This is a genomic window from Streptomyces sp. NPDC046862 (genome assembly GCF_040704615.1).
Lineage (GTDB): Bacteria > Actinomycetota > Actinomycetes > Streptomycetales > Streptomycetaceae > Streptomyces.
The window spans coordinates 6661-25596 of the sequence record NZ_JBEYXP010000058.1 but is presented as its reverse complement, the minus strand read 5'-3'; the positions used below and the strand labels follow the sequence as shown (position 1 = coordinate 25596).

Below are 18936 nucleotides of genomic sequence, written 5' to 3'. Positions count from 1 at the left end.
GCCACGACCGGAAGCCTATGTTGTACCGCCGGTAACTTCGTTGGGTCCGCCCCCTACCCATCGGTACGGTCCTGGCCCTACTCTCCGGATTGCGCCAGTGTTCACTGGCGCGGTGGCGAGGCCGGTACGAGGCAAGGAGGCGTCGGGATGGCCGAGCAGGCGCAGGCACAGGCGCAGGAGCAGGGGCCGGAACCGGAACAGAAACCGGAGCCGGGACAGAGGCAGGAACCCGGGCGTGAGCACGTGCGGGTGGCCGTCGTCGGCTCCGGGTTCGGCGGCCTGGGCGCCGCCGTGCGGCTGCGGCGCGCGGGTGTCACCGACTTCGTCGTCCTGGAACGGGCCGACTCCGTCGGCGGCACCTGGCGGGACAACAGCTACCCGGGCTGCGCCTGTGACGTGCCGTCCCACCTGTACTCGTTCTCCTTCGCGCCCAACCCCGACTGGCCGCGCGCCTTCTCCGGTCAGGAGCACATCCGCGCCTACCTGGAGCATGTGACGGACGTCTTCCGGCTGCGCCCGCACATCCGCTTCAACTCCGAGGTGCAGCGGATGACGTGGGACGGCGAGCGGCTCTGCTGGGACATCGAGACCAGCGGGGGCCGGCTGTCCGCCGACGTCGTCGTCTCCGCCACCGGGCCCCTGTCCGACCCGAGGATCCCCGACGTCCCCGGGATCGACACCTTCCCCGGCAAGGTCTTCCACTCAGCCCGCTGGGACCACGACTACGACCTGGGCGGCAAGCGGGTCGCGATGGTCGGCACGGGCGCGTCCGCCATCCAGATCGTGCCGGAGATCCAGCCGCGCGTCGGCCACCTCACCCTCTTCCAGCGCACCGCGCCCTGGGTGATGCCCCGTGTCGACCGCGCCATCAGTGGCTTCGAGCGCCGGCTGCACCGCGAACTGCCCTTCACCGCCCGGCTCAGGCGCGGATTCCTGTGGGGGGTGAGGGAGTTGCAGGTCCAGGCGTTCACCAAGCATCCGAACGAACTCGGCCTGGTCGAGCGCATGGCCCGGCGGAACATGGCCCGCGCGGTCAAGGACCCGGCCCTGCGCGCCAAGCTCACGCCCGACTACCGCATCGGCTGCAAGCGCATCCTGCTGTCGAACACCTACTATCCGGCGCTGACACGGCCCAATGTCGACGTCGTGGCCTCAGGACTCGCCGAGATCGACGGCTCCACCGTCATCGCCGCCGACGGCACCCGCGCCGAGGTCGACGCCATCGTCTTCGGCACCGGCTTCCACGTCACCGACATGCCCATCGCCGACCGGGTCGTGGGCGCGGACGGGCGCACGCTCGCCGACGTGTGGTCCGAGAGCGGCATGCAGTCCCTGCGCGGCGCCTCCGCCGCGGGCTTCCCCAACTGGCTGACCGTCATCGGGCCCAACACGGGTCTCGGTAACTCCAGCATGATCCTGATCATCGAGGCGCAGCTGAACTACATGGTCGACTTCGTACGGCAGTTGGACGCTCTCGGCGGCCGCGCCGCCCTCGACGCCCGCCCGGCCGCCGTCACCGCCTGGAACCGCAGGGTCCAGGACCGCATGAAGCGCACCGTGTGGAGCACGGGCGGCTGCACCAGCTGGTACCTCGACGCGACCGGCCGCAACACGACCATCTGGCCGGGCACGACGACGGAGTTCCGTAACGTGACGCGCCGCGTGAACCTGGGGGAGTACGAGGTGCTGCGCGCGACGCCGAACGCGTCGGCCGACGCATCGCACCCCGGCAACCCCGGCACCGAGAAGTCCCGTACGACGACGAAGGTGGAGGCCGGAGCATGACCCGACTGATGCATGTGAGGAGCGGTCCGTACGCCCCGCCCGTGCCCGTACGGGAGTTGACCGCCGTCTCCGCCGACGGCGCCCGGCTGCACGTGGAGGTGCACGGCACCGGGGACGGGCCCGCCGTGGTGCTCGCCCACGGCTGGACCTGCTCGACCGCCTTCTGGGCGGCGCAGATCCGGGACCTCGCCGCCGGCCACCGGGTGATCACCTACGACCAGCGCGGCCACGGACGCAGCCCGTCCACCCCGACGTGCGGCACGGACGTGCTCGCCGACGACCTGGAGGCGGTGCTGAAGGCCACGCTCTCACCGGGTGAACGGGCCGTGATGGTGGGCCACTCCATGGGCGGGATGACCGTGATGGCGGCCTCCGAGCGGCCGGCGTTCCGGGAGCACGTGGTGGCGGCCCTGCTGCTCAGCACGGGCAGTTCGAACCTCGTCGCCGAGTCGCTCGTCGTCCCGTTCCGCGCCGGACGGGCGCGCACCTGGCTCACCCGCAAGATCCTCGGCTCCCGGCTGCCGCTCGGACCGGTCACACCGGTCGCCAGGGCGATCCTCAAGTACGGGACGATGGGCCCCGGTTCGTCGCCGCTGATGGTCGAGGCATGCGCGCGGATCGTGCACGCCTGTCCGAGGCGGGTGCGCTACACCTGGGCCCACGTGCTCGATCTGCTCGATCTCGACCACGGAGTACGGGAGTTGAGGGTGCCCACGGCCGTTGTCGTCGGCATGGCGGACCGGCTGACCCCGCCCGTGCAGTCGCGTGCGATGGCCGCCGCCCTGCCCGAGTGCGTCGGCCTCACCGAACTGCCGGGCGTGGGGCACATGACGCCGGTGGAGGCGCCCGAGTTGGTGTGCTCGCGCATCAGGGAGCTCGTCACGACGTACGTCACCGGCGGGGTGAGCGGCGCCGGTGCGCGCGGCGCTCGTACCGACGCCGGCGAGGAGGCGAACGCGTGAGCGGCGGCCGGGTGAACCTGTCCGGGCGGGTCGCGGTCGTCACGGGTGCCGCGCGGGGCGTCGGTGAACTCCTCGCCCGCAAGCTCTCCGCGCGCGGCGTCAAGGTCGCCCTTGTCGGCCTCGAACCGGACGCGCTGAAGCAGGTCTCGGAGCGGCTGCACAGCGGTGGGGGTACCTCCCGCTCGAGCGAAGCCGAGAGTGGGGGAGCGTACTGGCACGCCGACGTCACCGACCAGGACGCCATGGCCCGGGTCGCGCGGGAGGTGGGGGAGCGCTTCGGGCGGGTGGACATCGTCGTCGCCAACGCGGGTGTCGCGACCGGCGGTCCCTTCGCCGCCTCCGACCCCGAGGCGTGGCGGCGGGTCATCGAGGTCAACCTCATCGGGTCCGCGGTGACGGCGCGCGCCTTCCTGCCCGCACTCACCGCGAGCCGAGGTTACCTGCTCCAGATCGCCTCGCTCGCGGCGATCACCCCGGCGCCCATGATGAGCGCGTACTGCGCCTCCAAGTCGGGCGTGGAGGCGTACGCGCACTGTCTGCGCGGGGAGGTCGGCCACAAGGGTGTGGGTGTCGGGGTGGCGTACCTGTCGTGGACCGACACGGACATGGTGCGGGGTGCCGATCAGGACGACGTGATGCGGGAGTTGCGGCAGCGGCTGCCGGGGCCTGCCGGCAAGACGTATCCGCTGGGGCCGGCGGTGGACCGGCTCGTGGCGGGGATCGAGCGGCGGTCGGCGCACGTGTACGGGCAGTGGTGGCTGCGGGGGATGCAGGGCGTGCGCGGGTATCTGCCGGGGATCATCGCGACGGTCGGGCGGCGGGACATGCGGAGGTTCGAGGCGCGGTTGGCGAAGGTCCGGACCGGGCTGGTGGGGGCGGGCGGGGCTGCGGACGAGCGGGAGCGCGACGGGGCGACGCGTCGTCCGTGACGGGCCGGGACACGCACTGTGCCCGGCCGGTCATGGCCGACCCCGACGGGAAGCCGGTCACGCACGACCTTCGTCGCCCCGCAGATACGCTCCCGCACGCGCCGCAGCCACTGTGGCCTCGGCGGCCTGGTCCGCGGCGGCTTCGTCGAGGCGGTCGCTGCTGGTCAGCAGGCGGTAGTAGAGGGGGGCGGAGACAGCACGGATCACCTCGTGGGCATCGGTGCCCTCGGGCACCTCGCCCCGGTCGATGGCCTGTTGGACGCAGGGTGCCCACTCCTCGACGCGGATGTCGTAGAAGCGGTGGAGGGCCTCGGCTGTCTTCGCCTCGCAGGTGGCGGCGGCGATCACTGCCTTGAACAGCGCTCCTTGCCGCGGGTCGGCCAAGGTGCGCTGCACGAGCCGGGCGTTGGCCTTGAGATCACCGAGCAGCGAGCCGGTCTCGGTACGCGACAGTGACTGCTCGGCCATGTCCAGCAGCAAATCGGCCACCAGGCTGGTCACCGTTCCCCAGCGGCGGTAGACGGTCGTCTTGCCCACCTCGGCGCGGCGCGCGATGTCGGCGAGGTCCAGGTGGGCAAAGCCATGCTCCGCCAAGGCGTCCCCGGCGGCCTGCAGCACCGACGCCCGCACCCGCGCCGTGCGCCCACCAGGACGAACGGTCCCCGGATCCGCACCCTCAAACCCCATAACGGGACTCCAGTTTCGTTAATCACTCGCACCTGCTACGTTGAGGCCCCAGGCTAACGGAACTCCAGGACCATTAGCCAGGTCAGGTGACGAGAGAGGAACAGCTATGGAATACAGGCGGCTGGGCGCATCCGGCCTCAAGGTCCCCGCGCTGAGCTTCGGCGCCGGCACCTTCGGCGGCCAAGGGCCGCTGTTCGGCGCCTGGGGCAACACCGATGCGCAAGAAGCCCGCCGTCTCGTGGACATCTGCCTCGACGCCGGGGTCACGATGTTCGACACCGCCGACGTCTATTCCAGCGGGGCCTCCGAGGAGGTGCTGGGCGAAGCGATCAAAGGCCGCAGGGACCAGGTGATCGTGTCCACCAAGACGGGCCTGCCGATGGGTGACGGCCCAGGCGACGCGGGCTCCTCTCGTTCCCGCCTGATCACCGCATGCGAGGACGCCCTGCGTCGGCTCGGCACCGACTACATCGACCTGTTCCAGCTGCACGCCTTTGACGCCGGCACGCCGATCGAGGAAGTCCTGTCCGCACTCGACGATCTCGTACGAGCAGGGAAGGTCCGCTACCTCGGCATCTCCAACTTCTCCGGCTGGCAGGCGATGAAGTCCCTCGCGAGCGCGGAGAGATACGGCCACCCGCGCTATGTCGCACATCAGGTCTACTACTCACTCGTCGGCCGCGACTACGAATGGGAGCTGATGCCCCTCGGACTCGATCAGGGCCTCGGAGCCCTCGTCTGGAGCCCACTCGGCTGGGGACGGCTCACCGGCAAAGTCCGCCGCGGCCAGTCGCTCCCGGCCAACAGCCGACTGCACCACACCGCGGACTACGGCCCGCCGGTCGAGGACGAACACCTCTACCGCGTGGTCGACGCCCTCGACGAGATCGCGGAGGAGACCGGCAGGAGCATTCCGCAGATCGCCATCAACTGGCTGCTGCAGCGACCGACCGTCTCCTCCGTCATCATCGGTGCCCGCGACGAGGACCAGCTTCGCCAGAACCTCGGTGCCGTCGGTTGGACCCTCACGCCCGACCAGATGGCGAAACTCGATGCGGCGAGCGGCAGGACAGCGCCCTACCCGTACTTCCCCTACCAGTGCCAGGAAGGCTTCGCCCGCCTCAACCCGCCAGTTGTCGCACCTCTGCCTGCTGCGTGACATCGGCGTCAGGGTTGGTGCTGTTGGCGAGCCACCTCGCGGGCACTGCCCACGGTTGCGTGCCCTGTCGCCAGGTGAAGCGACGGAGCGTGACCAGCACTGGACCCGGCGCGTGACCCAGCACACGTACGAAACTGTTTCGTTTCGCAGCCTCACGCGGTATCGTCTCAAGCGTACGAAACGGTTTCGTTCGGGACGGAGCCGGGCAGTCGTCCTACTAGGCTGTCCTTCGCCGGTCCGAACGCGGAGTGGGAAAGAGGAGAGTGGGATGACTGAGACCACGACGGTGCGCCGCAGTCGGATCACGCCCGAGCGCGAGGCCGAGCTCTACGCGGCCGTGCTCGACCTGCTCCGGGAAGTCGGCTACGACGCCCTGACCATGGACGCCGTGGCCAGCCGCACCCGCTCCAGCAAGGCCACCCTCTACCGCCAGTGGGGCGGCAAGGCCGAACTGGTGGCGAAGGCCATGCGGTTCAACAAGCCGGGCAGCATCTCCGACATCGACACCGGGTCCCTGCGGGGTGACCTCCACGCCCTCGTGCACCGCGAGGACGACTGCGCCATGGAGCAGAACGCCGCACTGATGCGGGGCCTGTTCATGGCGGTGCACGGAAACCCCGATCTCCTGCAGGCGTTCCGGGAGCTCCTCGTCGATCCGGAGCTGGCGGAGTTCCACAAGGTGGTGCAGCGTGCTGTCGACCGTGGGGAGGTCCGTGCGGACAACCCGGCGATCGAGTACGTGGTGCACATGCTGCTCGGCGCCTTCGCCACCCGGACACTGCTCGACGAGCAACCGCCGACGCAGGAGTTCATCCGTTCGTACATCGACGCCGTGATTCTCCCCGCCCTCGGCGTGCGAACCCACTGAGTTGAACCCCCGGTTACTGCCCGACCGGCAGCGGACCACCACCTGAGCACCACCTGACCACCACCTGACGCCACCGCTCACGTCGTCGGGCTGATCACCCCTGCCTTCCCCTGCCCTCCCCGGGCCTTCCCCAGGGCTGATCACCCCTGCCCTCTTGCTCGTCCACGACCTGAACGGGAGTACGCCCCCGTGGCCACGTTCCTCTACAAACTCGGCCGGCTCGCCTTTCGGCGACGGCATTTCGTCGCCCTGTTCTGGGTAGCCCTGCTGACCCTCGTCGGCGTCGGGGCGGCCAACGCGCCCGCCGCGGGCTCGACCTCCTTCTCCATCCCCGGCACCGAGGCACAGAAGGCCTTCGACCTGCTGGAACAGCGCTTCCCCGGCTCCAGCGCCGACGGAGCGACCGCGCGCGTCGTCTTCAAGGCGCCCGACGGGCAGAAGATGACGGACGCGGGCAACAAGGCGGCCGTCGAGCAGACGGTCAAGGAGCTGGGCACCGGCTCCGAAGTCACGTCCGTCACCGACCCGTATCTGGCCCACTCGATCTCGAAGGACGGGACGATCGCGTACGCGCAGGTGGCGTACAAGGTTCCCGGCATGGAACTGGAGGACTCCTCGCGGGACGCCCTGGAGGAGGCCGCGCAGGGCGCACGTGACACCGGGCTGACCGTCGAGGTCGGCGGTGACGCCCTGCAGGCTCCGGCCGAGACCGGGACCACGGAGATCATCGGCATCGCGGTCGCCGCTGTCGTCCTCGTCATCACCCTCGGTTCGCTGGTGGCGGCCGGACTGCCGCTGCTGACCGCCGTGATCGGCGTGGGCATCGGCGTCGCGTCGATCACCGCACTGGCGAGCACCCTGGACCTGGGCACCACCACCTCCACCCTGGCCGCGATGCTCGGCCTCGCCGTCGGCATCGACTACGCCCTGTTCATCGTCTCCCGCTACCGCGGCGAACTCGCCGAGGGCCGCGAACGCGAGGACGCGGCCGGCCGGGCCGTCGGCACGGCGGGCTCGGCGGTGATCTTCGCGGGCCTCACGGTCGTGATCGCGCTGGCCGGCCTGTCGGTCGTCAACGTCCCGATGCTGACGAAGATGGGCCTCGCGGCGGCGGGCACGGTCGCGGTCGCCGTCCTCATCGCGCTGACGATGATCCCGGCACTGCTCGGTTACGCGGGCCGCAAGATCCAGCCCGCGGGCACGAAGCCGCGGTGGCTGGGCGGCGGCCGGACGAAGAAGAAGGCCGGCACCCAGGAGGACGGGCCGAAGCAGGCCAAGCAGGCCCAGCAGGCCAAGCCGAACATGGGCACCCGCTGGGCGAGCTTCGTCGTACGCCGTCCCGTCGCCGTGCTCCTCCTCGGCGTCGTCGGTCTGGGCGCGGCCGCCATCCCGGCGACCGACCTGCAACTGGGTCTCCCGGACGACGGCTCCCAGCCGACCTCCACGACCCAGCGCCGCGCGTACGACCTTCTGTCGGAGGGCTTCGGTCCCGGCTTCAACGGTCCGCTGATGGTCGTGGTCGACGCGAAGTCCAGTGACGCCCCCAAGGCCGCTGCCACCGAGGTCTCCGACACGGTCAAGGACATCAAGGGCGTCGTGTCGGTGAGCCCGGCGGTGTTCAACAAGGCCGGGGACACCGCGATGATCACGGTGATCCCGGACTCCAAGCCGTCCTCGGCCAAGACCGAGGACGTGGTGCACAAGATCCGTGACGCGGGCGCGGACATCAGGACGGACACGAAGGCGAACGTCGTCGTCACGGGCAGCACGGCGATGAACATCGACTTCTCCCAGAAGCTGAACGACGCGCTGATCCCCTACCTCGCGCTGGTGGTGGGCCTCGCCTTCCTCCTCCTCATCGTGGTCTTCCGATCGATCCTGGTCCCGCTGAAGGCGGCCCTCGGCTTCCTGCTGAGCGTGCTGGCGGCGCTGGGAGCCGTGGTCGCGGTCTTCCAGTGGGGCTGGCTGGCCGGTGCGATGGGCGTCGAGGAGACCGGCCCGATCATGTCGATGATGCCGATCTTCATGGTGGGCATCGTCTTCGGCCTCGCGATGGACTACGAGGTCTTCCTCGTGACCCGCATGCGCGAGGCGTACGTCCATGGAGAGAAGCCCACCGAGGCGGTGGTCACCGGCTTCAGGCACGGCGCCCGGGTCGTCACGGCCGCGGCGGTCATCATGATGGCGGTCTTCGCGGGCTTCATCGGCTCCAGCGAGTCGATGGTCAAGATGATCGGCTTCGGCCTCGCCATCGCCGTTTTCTTCGACGCCGTCATCGTCCGCATGGCCATCGTCCCCGCGGTGCTCGCACTGCTGGGCAAGAAGGCCTGGTGGCTGCCGAAGTGGCTGGACCGCGCGCTGCCGAACGTGGACATCGAGGGCGAGGGCCTGCGGGACCTGGACGACGACCGCCCGAAGGACGAGGACAGGGAACTGGTGCGCGTCTGACGCGACGGCCCTGAAGAGGGACGGACAGGACCAGCCGGTGAGGGCTCCGTGGGGACGGGGTGCCCTCACCGGCTTCTCATGTGCCCGCTTCGACGCCGAACGGCCGTTGTCAGTGGCGGGGTCTAACGTGCTGGACCATGACCACACTGTCAGAACGACCCAACACGGCCCTGCTGGTGATCGACGTCCAGAAGGGCGTCGTGGCCGAGGCGTACGAACGTGACGCCGTCGTCGCGAACATCAACACGCTCGTCGGGAAGGCCCGCGCGGAGGGCGTCCCCGTCGTCTGGATCCAGCACTCCGACCAGGGCCTGGAGCAGGGGAGCGACGACTGGGAGTACGTGCCGGAGCTGACCCGCGAGGAGCCCGAGCCGCTGGTGCACAAGTCGTACGGCGACTCCTTCGAGGACACCGACCTGGAGGAGGTGCTGGCCGCGGCCGGCGTCGGACGCCTGGTCGTCACCGGCGCGGAGACGGACGCCTGCATCCGCTCCACGATCCACGGCGCCTTCGTCCGCGGCTACGACGTGACGCTCGTCGCCGACGCGCACACGGCAGGGGACAAGAGCGCGTGGGGCGCCCCTCCGACGGACCAGGTCATCGCCCACACGAACCTGTACTGGCAGTACCAGTCGGCACCGGGGCGCACGGCCGCGGTCGCTGGGACGAAGGAGGTGACCTTCCACAGCTGAGTGGACAGGGGATCGGCCCTCTTTCTCAGAAGCCCAGACAGGTGATCTGGACGACGTAGACACGTTCGCTGCGCACGACGACCTGGTACGCGAACATGCCGCCAGGGACGATGACGTCGCCGCCCTTCGGGTCGATCCCCTCGTGGGCCTGGCCGTGGATGTGGACAGCTTCAGCAGCTCTGACCAGCTCGTCCGCTTTCTCTTCCACCCGAGCAAGGAAGTCAGCGGGAGCGGTGCGAGCAGCTTCTTCCGCGCCGAAAGCGAACTCCCACTTCCAACTCACCCGCGGACTGCCTTCATCGCCTCGTCCAGCACGGCGCTCAGCTCCCGCAGGGCTTCCCGCGCGATGGCCGGGTCCTCATGCTCCAGGACGCCCTTTGCACTGGTGTAGCGGGCGGACAAGTCGGGGCGGCGGGCGATCTCGATCTCCCTGGCCCAGATCAGGACCCAGCTCTGCACCGGGCTCAGAGACTGCCACTCGACAGCCTTGGCGAAGGCTTCGTCCTTCTCGGCCTGCATCTCGTCCAGGCGACCGGGGGCGACGATCGAGAGGGCAACGCGCAGGGCGTCAGGGGTCTGGTCGGGGCGGGGGATCAGCTCGTGTCCGTGGTCGGACCGTGTGCGCATGGTGTCCTCCAGGGGTGCCCTGGTCAGGGTATCCGTCCAAGGTGACACCGTCCGGAACTGATGGTGAGTACTCATGTCAGGCGGCCTTCGGCAGGTCGGATCGGCAGTCGCGGCAGCGGCCGGGTTCGGGAGCGCGGAAGGCGCGGTCGCAGCCGTCGCAGGTCTGGAACGGCTGCGGGACCGCCGGTGGAGGTGTTGGTGCGCCGAACGGGGGCGGGGGCGGCAACTGGGCAGTGAGGCGGTGGGCGAGGAGGGCGGCCGGGCGGCGCGGGCCCTCGGGTGGGAGGTCGGCTGTCAGGGCGTGGCGTACGGCGGCGGGGCTGACGTCGCGCTCCAGCCACGCGGCGACGCCGGGGGCCAGGTGGGCCGTGTCGCAGGCGGAGAGGAGCAGGCGGGGGTCGTGGCGCCGGAGGTCGGCGAGGAGGTCGGTGGCCGTCTGGAGGAGGGCGGGGGAGGAGCAGGCGGGCTGCGGTACGACGGGGAGGGGCTTGCGGGGTGTGCGCTTCTTCGGGGTGAGGGTGGGGCGCTGGTGCCGTACAGGCTCCGGCCCTGACTCCGGCTCGGGCTCCGGCCCCGGCACCGACTCCGGCTCGGCGTGGCGGCCGGGCTGGTTGCAGGAGATCGTGCGGGTGACGATGCGGCCGCCGGGGACGCGTTCGCGGGGGCGGCGCAGGTAGCCGTGCGCTTCGAGTTCGCGCAGGGCGGCGGCGATACGGGTCGGGCCCTCGGGGAAGCGGGCGGCGAGGGTCTTGATGTCGGCGCGGGCGCCCTTGGGCAGCGACTGGATGTGTGCGCCCAGCCCGATCGCGAGGAGGGAGAGCTCCGGGTGCTGCACGAGGTGGTTGCCGACCACCGTGAAGCGGGTGGTGTGGCGGGTGTGGTCGTGTTCCAGGCCGCCGCCGGGGCTGTGGTGGGGGCGCCGGTGCGGGTGGTTGTTGCCCGCAACTCGGTACTGGGCGCGCGGGGGCGCGCTAGGGTGCTGGGTACCCATCAGGAAGTTGTGTCCTTCCTCGGTGGTCAGGCCCTCGCACTGGGATGCCAGTCCCGGCGGGGGCCGTCGCATGTCTGCTTGCTGTGTTGCGCTGAGCGTAAGGCAGGCAATGGCTCCCGTATCCAGCCGAGTTGGGCATATTCACCCGCGCGGGTGATGGTGGGCCGGGGGCGGGAGGGGTGGGGCTTGGTCGGGGTTCTTTCTCTCTTGTGGTCCTTGGGAAAGACCGCTCGTGGCACCGGAGCATGAGCGCGTGAGCTCCGGTTCCGATTGCGGTTCCGGTGGCAGGGTGACTTCCGCCCAGACCGTCTTGCGCGGGTGCGGTCCCCGTTCGATGCCCCACCGGTCGGCCAGGGCCTCGACGAGGACGAGCCCCCGGCCGGACTCGGCTTCCGCGCCTGCCGTGTCGAGGTGTGGCAGGCAGTCGCCCCTGGTGTCGGTGACCTCGACGCGCAGGGTGCCGCCGATGACGTGGAGCACGAGCCGGAAGTCCCGTCCGGGCACCCGGCCGTGGGTGGCGGCGTTGGCCGCGAGTTCGGCCACCACGAGGTCCGCCGGGTCCAATGGGAGCCCCCACGCACGGAGTTGTTCGGTGGCGAGCAGCCGGGCCAGTCGGGCGCCGCGTGGCGTGGAGGACAGCAGCACGCTGAAGGTGCGGGTGGCGGTTTCCTGGTTCACGTCACTCAGCGTGGCGGAATCTGGTTGGGTCGACGTGTAATCGGGCCCGTACGTACGGTTACTGTCCCGCTGTTGTCCTGGTCTGTCTCGGCTGTCTCGGGTGCCGTACGGGTACGGCTGCGCGTTGGAGGTGGGTGGCGATGAGTAACGAAGGCGTGGACGAGGCGGGTTGGGACCTCGAACCGGGGGACGAGAGCGCGCCGCTGGTGGAGGCCGTGGGGCGTCTGGTGAAGTTCTGCCGGGAGGCGGCCGGGATGCGGGTGGCCGAGCTCGGCGACGCCCTCGGGTACGGCGAGGACATGGTCCGCAAGATCGAGCGCGGGGTGCGGATTCCCCGGCCGAATTTCCTGGACCGGGCGGACGAGATCCTGAACGCGGGTGGGCATCTCAAGGCGTTCATGGAGGACGTGGAGAAGGCTCGGTATCCGAAGAAGGTGCGGGAGTTGAAGGCGCTGGAGGATCGGGCGGTTGAGCTCATGCAGTACAGCAACCACAACATTCAGGGGTTGTTGCAGACGCCGGAGTACGCGCGAGCGCTGTTCGAGATGACGCAGCCTGCGTACTCGGCGGACGTGGTGGAGCGGGAGACTGCGGCACGCTTGGCCAGGAAATCGATCTTCGAGCGCGAGCCCGCGCCGACGCTCAGCTTTGTCCAGGAAGAGGTGACGCTGGAACGCCCGCTCGGTGGGAAAATGGTGCTGCGCCGACAGCTCGAACACCTGCTGGAGGTGGCGCAGTTGCGCAACGTCACACTTCAGGTCATGCCGACGGGCCGCGAGGAGCACGCCGGAACGCAGGGGCTGATCCAGGTGCTGAAATTCGCCGACGGCACGGCGGTCGGGCGTTCCGAAGGTGCGTTCAACGGGCGCCCGGTCTCCAACCCCAGGGATCTTCGTATCCTGGAACTGCGGTATGGCATGATCCGCGCGCAGGCCCTCACTCCGAGGGAGTCGCTGGCCTTCATCGAGCAAGCGCTGGGGAGACTATGAGCGCCACGGAACTCCACTGGTTCAAGAGCAGCTACAGCGACAGCGGTGAGGCTGGCGACTGTGTCGAGGTGGCTCTGGACTGGTTCAAGAGCACCTACAGCGACAGCAGCGAGGCCGGTGACTGCGTCGAAGTCGCCCCCACCCCCACCACCATCCACATCCGCGACTCCAAGACCCCCCAGGCCCCCCACCTCACGGTCACCCCCACCACCTGGACGCGTTTCGTGACGTACGCGGCCGGGAGCTGATCACCGCTGACCTGATCACCGCTGAACTGGTCACCGCGCCAGCCCCGCCCCCTCCATGTAGGTGCGCCGCAGGAAGCGGATCAGGACCTTCGAATCGAACTGCATGACCTCCACGCCCTCGGTCGAGTGGAACTCCATGACCGCCTGGACCCGGCCGAGCGGCCAGACGCTGACGTCGCCGTCGCCGCTGGTGGCGGGGGAGCGCAGGCCGCGTTCGATGAGCTCGCGGGAGACCTCCCAGTCGTGGGGTTCCTGGTGGAGGCCGGGGAGGTTGACGTGGACAGCGCGGGGATCGTCCTCGGAGTCGTAGCGGAGGAGCACTCTGACCGTGTCCTCGGACTCGATGGAGTCCGTGACGACGTGGGCTCGCGCGTACTGTTCGACAACGGACATCGGACGGCTCCCTACGCTGAGTGACCGAAGCAGAGACCCGGCGGAGGCGGGGCGTCCGCTTTGTGTCCAATGTGCCATATTTTCCGCATCCCGGCCCGGGAGCGCCGACACGTGCGCCCCGGTTATTGGCTGCTACGCGCTCTTGCAAGAGATTCGCAACAAGGCACTATCATCGTACGGTTCCAGCCAGCCCGCACGGAGCCCGAACCCGAGCAGGAGAGCGAGCCAGTCCATGCATGTGCCCGACGGATTCATCAACGCCCCCGTCTCGGCGGCCGCCGGAGTCGTCGCGGCGGGTGCCGTGGCCGTGAGCCTGCGCGGTGCCCGAAAGGAGCTGGACGAGCGGACGGCACCGCTCGCCGGGCTCGTCGCCGCGTTCATCTTCGCCGTGCAGATGCTGAACTTCCCGGTCGCCGCGGGCACCAGCGGACATCTGCTGGGCGGGGCGCTCGCCGCGATACTCGTGGGGCCGTACACAGGGGTCCTGTGCGTGTCCGTCGTGCTGCTCATGCAGGGCATCCTGTTCGCGGACGGCGGCCTGACCGCGCTCGGCGTGAACATCACCGTGATGGCGGTCGTCACGACGGTCGTCGCGTACGCCGTCTTCCGCGGCCTGGTGAAGATCCTTCCGAGGACGCGGCGCTCGATCACCGTCTCCGCCTTCGCCGCCGCCCTGCTGTCCGTGCCCGGGGCCGCCGCGGCCTTCACGCTCGTGTACGCCGTCGGTGGCACCACCGACGTGCCGATCGGGCAGGTCCTCACCGCGATGGTCGGCGTCCACGTCCTCATCGGCATCGGCGAGGCCACGATCACCGCGCTCACCGTCGGCGCCGTCATCGCCGTACGCCCCGACCTGGTGTACGGCGCCCGCGGCCTGACCGCCCCGCTGAAGCTCCGCGTGAACGGCGAACTCGTCGACGCCCCGGCCACCGAGCCCGCATCCGCGTCCGCATCCGTGCCCGTGGCAGCCCGCTCCCCGCGCAAGCTGCTCCTCGCCGGCCTCGCGGCCTCCCTTCTCCTCGCCGGGTTCGTCAGCTTCTACGCCTCCGCCAACCCCGACGGCCTGGAGAAGGTCGCCGCCGACAAGGGCATCGACGCCAAGGTCGAGGACCACGCGACCGCCGACTCGCCGCTCGCCGACTACGGCGTTCAGGGCATCACCGACACCCGCCTGTCCGGCGGCCTCGCGGGCGTGATCGGCGTCGGCGTCACCGTCGTCGCCGGTACGGGCGTCTTCTGGGCCGTCCGCAGGCGCCGCAGCAGCGAGGCGGCCACCCCCACCTCCGTACCCGAGAACGTCTGACATGGGGGCGGGACACGCGCACAAGCTCTACCGGCACGGGCACTCGCCCGTGCACGCCCTGCCGCCGCACACCAAGCTGACGGCCGTCTTCGCGTTCGTGGTCGTCGTGGTGTCCACACCGCGCGAGGCCGTCTGGGCGTTCGCGCTGTACGCGACGCTGCTCGGGACGGTCGCGTACGCGGCCCGCGTGCCCGCCTCCTTCCTGCTGAAGAGGCTGCTGATCGAGATCCCGTTCGTGGCCTTCGCGGTGCTCATGCCGTTCGTGGCGCAGGGCGAGCGCGTCGACGTCCTCGGCATGTCGCTGAGCGTGAACGGCCTGTGGGGCGCCTGGAACGTCCTCGCCAAGGGCACCCTGGGCGTCGCCGCCTCCGTCCTCCTCGCCGCCACCACCGAACTGCGCGAACTCCTCCTCGGACTGCAGCGGTTGAAGCTCCCGCCGCTGCTGGTCCAGATCGCGTCCTTCATGATCCGCTACGGCGACGTCATCACCGACGAGATGCGCAGGATGCGAATCGCACGGGAGTCGCGCGGCTTCGAGGCCCGCGGCGTACGGCACTGGGGCGTGCTCGCCAAGTCGGCGGGAGCCCTCTTCATCCGCTCCTACGAGCGTGGCGAGCGTGTGCATCTGGCCATGGTCAGCCGGGGGTACGCGGGCACCATGCCCGTGATCGACGAGGTGACCGCGTCCCGGGCGCAGTGGTCGTACGCGCTGACCCTCCCCTTCGCCGCCCTCGTCGTCTGTCTGCTGGGATGGGCCCTGTGACTGTTTCCCTGGAGGTCTCCGGCCTCGCCTTCGCCTACCCCGACGGCCACCAGGCCCTGTTCGGCGTGGACTTCCGTATCGAACGCGGTGAACGGGTCGCGCTGCTCGGGCCGAACGGCGCGGGCAAGACCACGCTCGTGCTGCACCTCAACGGCATCCTCACCGCGGGCGCCGGGACCGTGGAGGTCGCCGGACTGCCGGTCGGCAGGCAGCACATGGCCGAGATCCGGCGGCGCGTCGGCATCGTCTTCCAGGACCCGGACGACCAGTTGTTCATGCCGACCGTGCGCGAGGACGTGGCCTTCGGGCCCGCGGCGGCCGGACTGAAGGGCGCCGAGCTGGAGGCGCGCGTGGACCGGGCGCTGGAGCGGGTCGGCATGGCGGAGTTCAAGGACCGCCCGCCACACCACCTCTCCTTCGGGCAGCGCCGCCGGGTGGCCGTGGCGACGGTGCTGGCGATGGAGCCCGAGATCCTGGTCCTGGACGAGCCGTCGTCGAACCTGGATCCCGCCTCCCGGCGCGAACTCGCCGACATCCTGCGGTCGTTGGACGTCACCGTCCTCATGGTCACGCACGACCTGCCGTACGCCCTCGAACTGTGCCCGCGCTCGCTGATCCTCAGCGACGGCGTGATCGCTGCGGACGGCAGGACCGGCGAACTCCTCGCGGACGACGGGCTGATGCGCGCCCACCGTCTGGAGCTTCCCTTCGGCTTCGATCCACGGTCCGTGACAATGGGCGCGTGACGAATCCAGAGGGGTCGCTCATTCTCGACGAGCAGCTGTGCTTCGCGCTGTACGCGGCCCAGCGGGCCGTGACCGCCGCGTACCGTCCTCTGCTCGACGAACTCGGCCTCACCTACCCGCAGTACCTGGTCCTGCTCGTGCTCTGGGAGTCCGGCGAGATCACGGTCAAGGAGCTGGTGGCCGCTCTGCGCCTCGACTACGGCACGGTGTCGCCGTTGCTGAAGCGGCTGGAGGCGGTGGGGCTCGTACGGCGTGAGCGGTCGGCGCGCGACGAGCGGGCGGTGTTCGTCGCGGTCACCGGGCGGGGCGAGGAGCTTCGGGAGCGCGCGCAGTGCGTGCCGGGTGCGCTGCTCGCGACGACCGGGCTGGATCCCGCCGACGCGGTACGGCTGCGTGGGGAGCTGCGCCGGCTGGCGGAGAGCGCCGAGGACGCGGCGGCCCGCGCCCGCTGAGACCGCACACCTGTCACGCCCGTCACGCCCGTCACACCTGTCACCTCGGGTTACCCACGGTTGCTACCCCCTGGTAGGAGCAGTGCTCCTACTGGCAAGTACCTTGTGCACGATGTACTTGTGCGCACTTGACCCGGGGGGAGCCGGCCACGATGGACACGAGAAATGCGACGCCCGAAGACGTCACCGAGGGCGATGGTGACGGAACCGCCGTCGACACCCGTCCCATGAAGATCATGTACGTCGCCGAGGCCACCGCGCACGGCGGCCGGGACGGCTACGTCACCAGCCAGGACGGCCACATCGAGCTACGGGTCGCGATGCCGCCGGAGCTGGGGGGCGACGGCAACGGCACGAACCCCGAACAGCTCTTCGCCGCCGGCTACAGCTCCTGCTTCCACAACGCCCTGGTCCTCGTCGGCCACCGCGAGGGCTACGACCTGACCGGTTCCACGGTCTCCGCCAAGGTCGGCATCGGCCCCAACAAGCAGCGCGGCTACGGTCTCGCGGTCGCCCTCAGCGTCTCCCTGCCCGTCCTCGACCAGGGCATCGCGGCCAAGCTCGTCGACGCGGCCCACCAGGTCTGCCCGTACTCGAACGCGACGCGCGGGAACATCGACGTCACGATCCTGCTGGGCTGAGGAATCGAAGGCTCTGCGGGGCTGTTGCACCCATGGGCGTAGGTGAGCGAGCAGCGATCAGGGAGCACGGGCGTGGACGTGAACGGCACAGTGGCCGAGGGCTTCGAGCCGGTGAGGGACGCGTTCGTCACGAACTTCGAGGCGCTGGGGGAGCGGGGCGCGGCGGTCGCCGTGTACCGGGACGGCCGCAAGGTCGTGGACCTGTGGGGCGGCACCCGTGACGTGGACGACGTGGACGGCGACGCTCCCTGGGAACAGGGCACCGCCCAGATCATGCGCTCCGCGACGAAGGGCGTCGCCGCCGCCGTACCGCTGATGCTGGCCGAGCGCGGGAAGCTGGACCTGGACGCGCCCGTCGGCGAGTACTGGCCGGAGTTCAAGGTGCGCGGCAAGGAGCGGACACTGGTCCGGCACGTGCTGAACCACCGGGCCGGACTCCCGTACCTCGACCGGCCGTTGACCCCCGAGGACGCGCTGGACCCGCACCGCGGCCCCGAGGCGGTCGCCGCGCAGGCCCCGGCGTGGGAGCCGGGCACCGACCACGGCTACCACCCGCTGACGTACGGCTGGATGATCGACGAGCTGGTGCGGCGCGTCACCGGACAGTGGACCGGCGAGTGGATCGCCTCGGAGATCGCCGGCCCGCTCGGCCTCGACCTGTGGCTGGGACTGCCGCGCGCTCAGGCCGCCCGGGTGGGCCGCGCAGGCCGCACCGAGGCCCCTGAACCCTCCGGCGGCCTCCGCCTCCGCCCGAAGCGCTCGGTCACCGAGGCCTACGACGACCCGTCCTCCCTCACCCGCCGGGCCTTCGCCGCGATCAGCCCGTTCCCCGACCAGAACGACCCCGCCTACCGCACGGCGGCCCTTCCCGCCACGAACGGCATCGCCACGGCGGACGGGCTGGCCCGTTTCTACGCGTCCCTGATCGGCGAGGTGGACGGCAACGGCACACGCCTCCTCACCCCTCGGACCGTGGAGTCGGCCCACGCCGAGGAGTCGGCGGGCCCCGACCGGACCCTCGTCGTCAACACCCGCTTCGGCCTCGGCTACATGCTGCACGGCAGCGCGTCACCGCTGCTCGGTCCCGGCTCCTTCGGCCACCCCGGCCGGGGCGGCCCCCTCGGCTTCGCCGACCCCGCCTCCGGGATCGCCTTCGGCTACGTCACCAACGGTTTCCGCAAGACGGTGACGGCCGACCCGAGGGCCCAGGCACTGGTGCGGGCGGTACGGGCGGCTGTCGCGGCGCGCTGACGATTGGCCGACCCCGACCCCGACACCGACCCCGACACCGGCCGGCCCTGGTGCGGCCGCCGATATGATCGGCGGCCGCACCGGGGCCTCGCCACGGCTCCCCCGTTGCCCTGGCCCCTCCCCCGGTGGTGATCACCAGGATGCGCGGAAGATCGCCCGCATGTCGTTGGCCGAGGGTCCACACTCGCTTGGCACACAGTCCACAGGCCGTAACCGTCCCCGCGCGACCCGCGCGACCCGCGCGACCCGCGCGACCCGCGCGACCCGCGCGACCCGCGCGACCCGCGCGACCCGCGCGACCCGCGCGACCCGCGCGACCCGCGT

General features: G+C 70.4%; 21 protein-coding genes. 15 read left to right on the top strand and 6 right to left on the bottom strand.

Annotated features, from left to right (window positions below; all coding sequences use genetic code 11):
• The first annotated feature begins 147 nt into the window (after positions 1–147).
• The 3 genes from AB0959_RS43220 to AB0959_RS43210 are packed head-to-tail and all read left to right on the top strand — an operon-like array spanning position 148 to position 3676.
• A complete protein-coding gene (locus tag AB0959_RS43220) occupies positions 148–1785 on the top strand; it encodes an NAD(P)/FAD-dependent oxidoreductase (RefSeq protein WP_366832342.1) in 1638 nt (545 codons plus the stop codon).
• Positions 1782–2747 carry an alpha/beta hydrolase gene (locus AB0959_RS43215; RefSeq protein ID WP_366832341.1) on the top strand — a complete coding sequence of 322 codons (966 nt, stop codon included), beginning with the start codon at positions 1782–1784 and terminating at the stop codon, positions 2745–2747. Before AB0959_RS43220 ends, AB0959_RS43215 begins: the two co-directional genes overlap by 4 nt.
• Positions 2744–3676, top strand: a complete 933-nt coding sequence (locus tag AB0959_RS43210) for an SDR family oxidoreductase (protein WP_366832340.1) — start codon at positions 2744–2746, stop codon at positions 3674–3676. The genes AB0959_RS43215 and AB0959_RS43210 overlap by 4 nt, the downstream gene beginning before the upstream one ends.
• 57 nt (positions 3677–3733) lie before the next feature.
• Here AB0959_RS43210 and AB0959_RS43205 read toward each other — a convergent pair whose 3' ends face one another.
• Positions 3734–4363, bottom strand: coding sequence for a TetR/AcrR family transcriptional regulator (locus AB0959_RS43205; RefSeq protein ID WP_366832339.1), 630 nt, complete (start codon positions 4361–4363; stop codon positions 3734–3736).
• A 106-nt stretch (positions 4364–4469) separates the two neighbouring features.
• On the opposite strand from AB0959_RS43205, the gene AB0959_RS43200 reads away from it, so the two are divergent.
• The 4 genes from AB0959_RS43200 (at position 4470) to AB0959_RS43185 (ending at position 9530) form a co-directional block, all read left to right on the top strand.
• Complete coding sequence (locus AB0959_RS43200; RefSeq protein WP_366832338.1) at positions 4470–5522, top strand: aldo/keto reductase; 1053 nt, start codon at positions 4470–4472, stop codon at positions 5520–5522.
• 268 nt (positions 5523–5790) lie between these two features.
• Complete coding sequence (locus AB0959_RS43195) at positions 5791–6390, top strand: TetR/AcrR family transcriptional regulator (RefSeq protein WP_366832337.1); 600 nt, start codon at positions 5791–5793, stop codon at positions 6388–6390.
• Positions 6391–6579: 189 nt separating this feature from the next.
• On the top strand, positions 6580–8838 hold the full coding sequence (locus tag AB0959_RS43190; protein WP_366832336.1) for an MMPL family transporter: 2259 nt from the start codon (positions 6580–6582) through the stop codon (positions 8836–8838).
• 137 nt (positions 8839–8975) lie between these two features.
• On the top strand, positions 8976–9530 hold the full coding sequence (locus tag AB0959_RS43185) for an isochorismatase family protein (RefSeq protein ID WP_366832335.1): 555 nt from the start codon (positions 8976–8978) through the stop codon (positions 9528–9530).
• 25 nt (positions 9531–9555) lie between these two features.
• Here AB0959_RS43185 and AB0959_RS43180 read toward each other — a convergent pair whose 3' ends face one another.
• The 4 genes from AB0959_RS43180 to AB0959_RS43165 form a co-directional block, all read right to left on the bottom strand.
• Positions 9556–9813: a hypothetical protein gene (locus tag AB0959_RS43180; protein ID WP_366832334.1), complete on the bottom strand. Its 258-nt coding sequence runs from the start codon at positions 9811–9813 to the stop codon at positions 9556–9558.
• Positions 9810–10157 carry a hypothetical protein gene (locus AB0959_RS43175; RefSeq protein WP_366832333.1) on the bottom strand — a complete coding sequence of 116 codons (348 nt, stop codon included), beginning with the start codon at positions 10155–10157 and terminating at the stop codon, positions 9810–9812. Before AB0959_RS43175 ends, AB0959_RS43180 begins: the two co-directional genes overlap by 4 nt.
• A gap of 76 nt (positions 10158–10233) precedes the next feature.
• Positions 10234–11148 (bottom strand): helix-turn-helix domain-containing protein, encoded by a 915-nt coding sequence (locus AB0959_RS43170; RefSeq protein WP_366832385.1) that lies wholly within the window; start codon positions 11146–11148, stop codon positions 10234–10236.
• Between the two features lie 141 nt (positions 11149–11289).
• Positions 11290–11826 carry an ATP-binding protein gene (locus tag AB0959_RS43165; protein WP_366832332.1) on the bottom strand — a complete coding sequence of 179 codons (537 nt, stop codon included), beginning with the start codon at positions 11824–11826 and terminating at the stop codon, positions 11290–11292.
• A gap of 140 nt (positions 11827–11966) precedes the next feature.
• On the opposite strand from AB0959_RS43165, the gene AB0959_RS43160 reads away from it, so the two are divergent.
• Positions 11967–12815, top strand: coding sequence for a helix-turn-helix transcriptional regulator (locus AB0959_RS43160; RefSeq protein WP_366832331.1), 849 nt, complete (start codon positions 11967–11969; stop codon positions 12813–12815).
• Positions 12812–13063: a DUF397 domain-containing protein gene (locus AB0959_RS43155; protein WP_366832330.1), complete on the top strand. Its 252-nt coding sequence runs from the start codon at positions 12812–12814 to the stop codon at positions 13061–13063. The genes AB0959_RS43160 and AB0959_RS43155 overlap by 4 nt, the downstream gene beginning before the upstream one ends.
• A 30-nt stretch (positions 13064–13093) precedes the next feature.
• Here AB0959_RS43155 and AB0959_RS43150 read toward each other — a convergent pair whose 3' ends face one another.
• Positions 13094–13456: an SsgA family sporulation/cell division regulator gene (locus AB0959_RS43150; RefSeq protein ID WP_366832329.1), complete on the bottom strand. Its 363-nt coding sequence runs from the start codon at positions 13454–13456 to the stop codon at positions 13094–13096.
• 232 nt (positions 13457–13688) lie between these two features.
• Between AB0959_RS43150 and AB0959_RS43145 the strand changes: the two genes are divergently transcribed.
• From AB0959_RS43145 to AB0959_RS43120, 6 genes are all read left to right on the top strand, one after another.
• Positions 13689–14759 carry an energy-coupling factor ABC transporter permease gene (locus AB0959_RS43145; RefSeq protein WP_366832328.1) on the top strand — a complete coding sequence of 357 codons (1071 nt, stop codon included), beginning with the start codon at positions 13689–13691 and terminating at the stop codon, positions 14757–14759.
• Between the two features lies 1 nt (position 14760).
• Positions 14761–15522, top strand: coding sequence for a cobalt ECF transporter T component CbiQ (gene cbiQ / locus AB0959_RS43140; RefSeq protein WP_366832327.1), 762 nt, complete (start codon positions 14761–14763; stop codon positions 15520–15522).
• Positions 15510–16268: an ABC transporter ATP-binding protein gene (locus AB0959_RS43135; protein ID WP_366832326.1), complete on the top strand. Its 759-nt coding sequence runs from the start codon at positions 15510–15512 to the stop codon at positions 16266–16268. The genes cbiQ and AB0959_RS43135 overlap by 13 nt, the downstream gene beginning before the upstream one ends.
• On the top strand, positions 16265–16720 hold the full coding sequence (locus AB0959_RS43130) for a MarR family transcriptional regulator (protein ID WP_366832325.1): 456 nt from the start codon (positions 16265–16267) through the stop codon (positions 16718–16720). Before AB0959_RS43135 ends, AB0959_RS43130 begins: the two co-directional genes overlap by 4 nt.
• 152 nt (positions 16721–16872) lie before the next feature.
• Positions 16873–17361, top strand: coding sequence for an organic hydroperoxide resistance protein (locus tag AB0959_RS43125; protein ID WP_366832324.1), 489 nt, complete (start codon positions 16873–16875; stop codon positions 17359–17361).
• Between the two features lie 72 nt (positions 17362–17433).
• A complete protein-coding gene (locus tag AB0959_RS43120) occupies positions 17434–18612 on the top strand; it encodes a serine hydrolase domain-containing protein (RefSeq protein WP_366832323.1) in 1179 nt (392 codons plus the stop codon).
• Positions 18613–18936 lie beyond the last annotated feature (324 nt).

Bases quoted from the DNA above. Each gene is read 5' to 3' on its own strand.
- AB0959_RS43220 (WP_366832342.1), top strand. From the start codon at position 148: ATGGCCGAGCAGGCGCAGGCACAGGCGCAGGAGCAGGGGCCGGAACCG.
- AB0959_RS43215 (WP_366832341.1), top strand. From the start codon at position 1,782: ATGACCCGACTGATGCATGTGAGGAGCGGTCCGTACGCCCCGCCCGTG.
- AB0959_RS43205 (WP_366832339.1), bottom strand. From the start codon at position 4,363: ATGGGGTTTGAGGGTGCGGATCCGGGGACCGTTCGTCCTGGTGGGCGC.
- AB0959_RS43200 (WP_366832338.1), top strand. From the start codon at position 4,470: ATGGAATACAGGCGGCTGGGCGCATCCGGCCTCAAGGTCCCCGCGCTG.
- AB0959_RS43195 (WP_366832337.1), top strand. From the start codon at position 5,791: ATGACTGAGACCACGACGGTGCGCCGCAGTCGGATCACGCCCGAGCGC.
- AB0959_RS43185 (WP_366832335.1), top strand. From the start codon at position 8,976: ATGACCACACTGTCAGAACGACCCAACACGGCCCTGCTGGTGATCGAC.
- AB0959_RS43175 (WP_366832333.1), bottom strand. From the start codon at position 10,157: ATGCGCACACGGTCCGACCACGGACACGAGCTGATCCCCCGCCCCGAC.
- AB0959_RS43170 (WP_366832385.1), bottom strand. From the start codon at position 11,148: ATGGGTACCCAGCACCCTAGCGCGCCCCCGCGCGCCCAGTACCGAGTT.
- AB0959_RS43160 (WP_366832331.1), top strand. From the start codon at position 11,967: ATGAGTAACGAAGGCGTGGACGAGGCGGGTTGGGACCTCGAACCGGGG.
- AB0959_RS43155 (WP_366832330.1), top strand. From the start codon at position 12,812: ATGAGCGCCACGGAACTCCACTGGTTCAAGAGCAGCTACAGCGACAGC.
- AB0959_RS43150 (WP_366832329.1), bottom strand. From the start codon at position 13,456: ATGTCCGTTGTCGAACAGTACGCGCGAGCCCACGTCGTCACGGACTCC.
- AB0959_RS43145 (WP_366832328.1), top strand. From the start codon at position 13,689: ATGCATGTGCCCGACGGATTCATCAACGCCCCCGTCTCGGCGGCCGCC.
- cbiQ (WP_366832327.1), top strand. From the start codon at position 14,761: ATGGGGGCGGGACACGCGCACAAGCTCTACCGGCACGGGCACTCGCCC.
- AB0959_RS43135 (WP_366832326.1), top strand. From the start codon at position 15,510: ATGGGCCCTGTGACTGTTTCCCTGGAGGTCTCCGGCCTCGCCTTCGCC.
- AB0959_RS43125 (WP_366832324.1), top strand. From the start codon at position 16,873: ATGGACACGAGAAATGCGACGCCCGAAGACGTCACCGAGGGCGATGGT.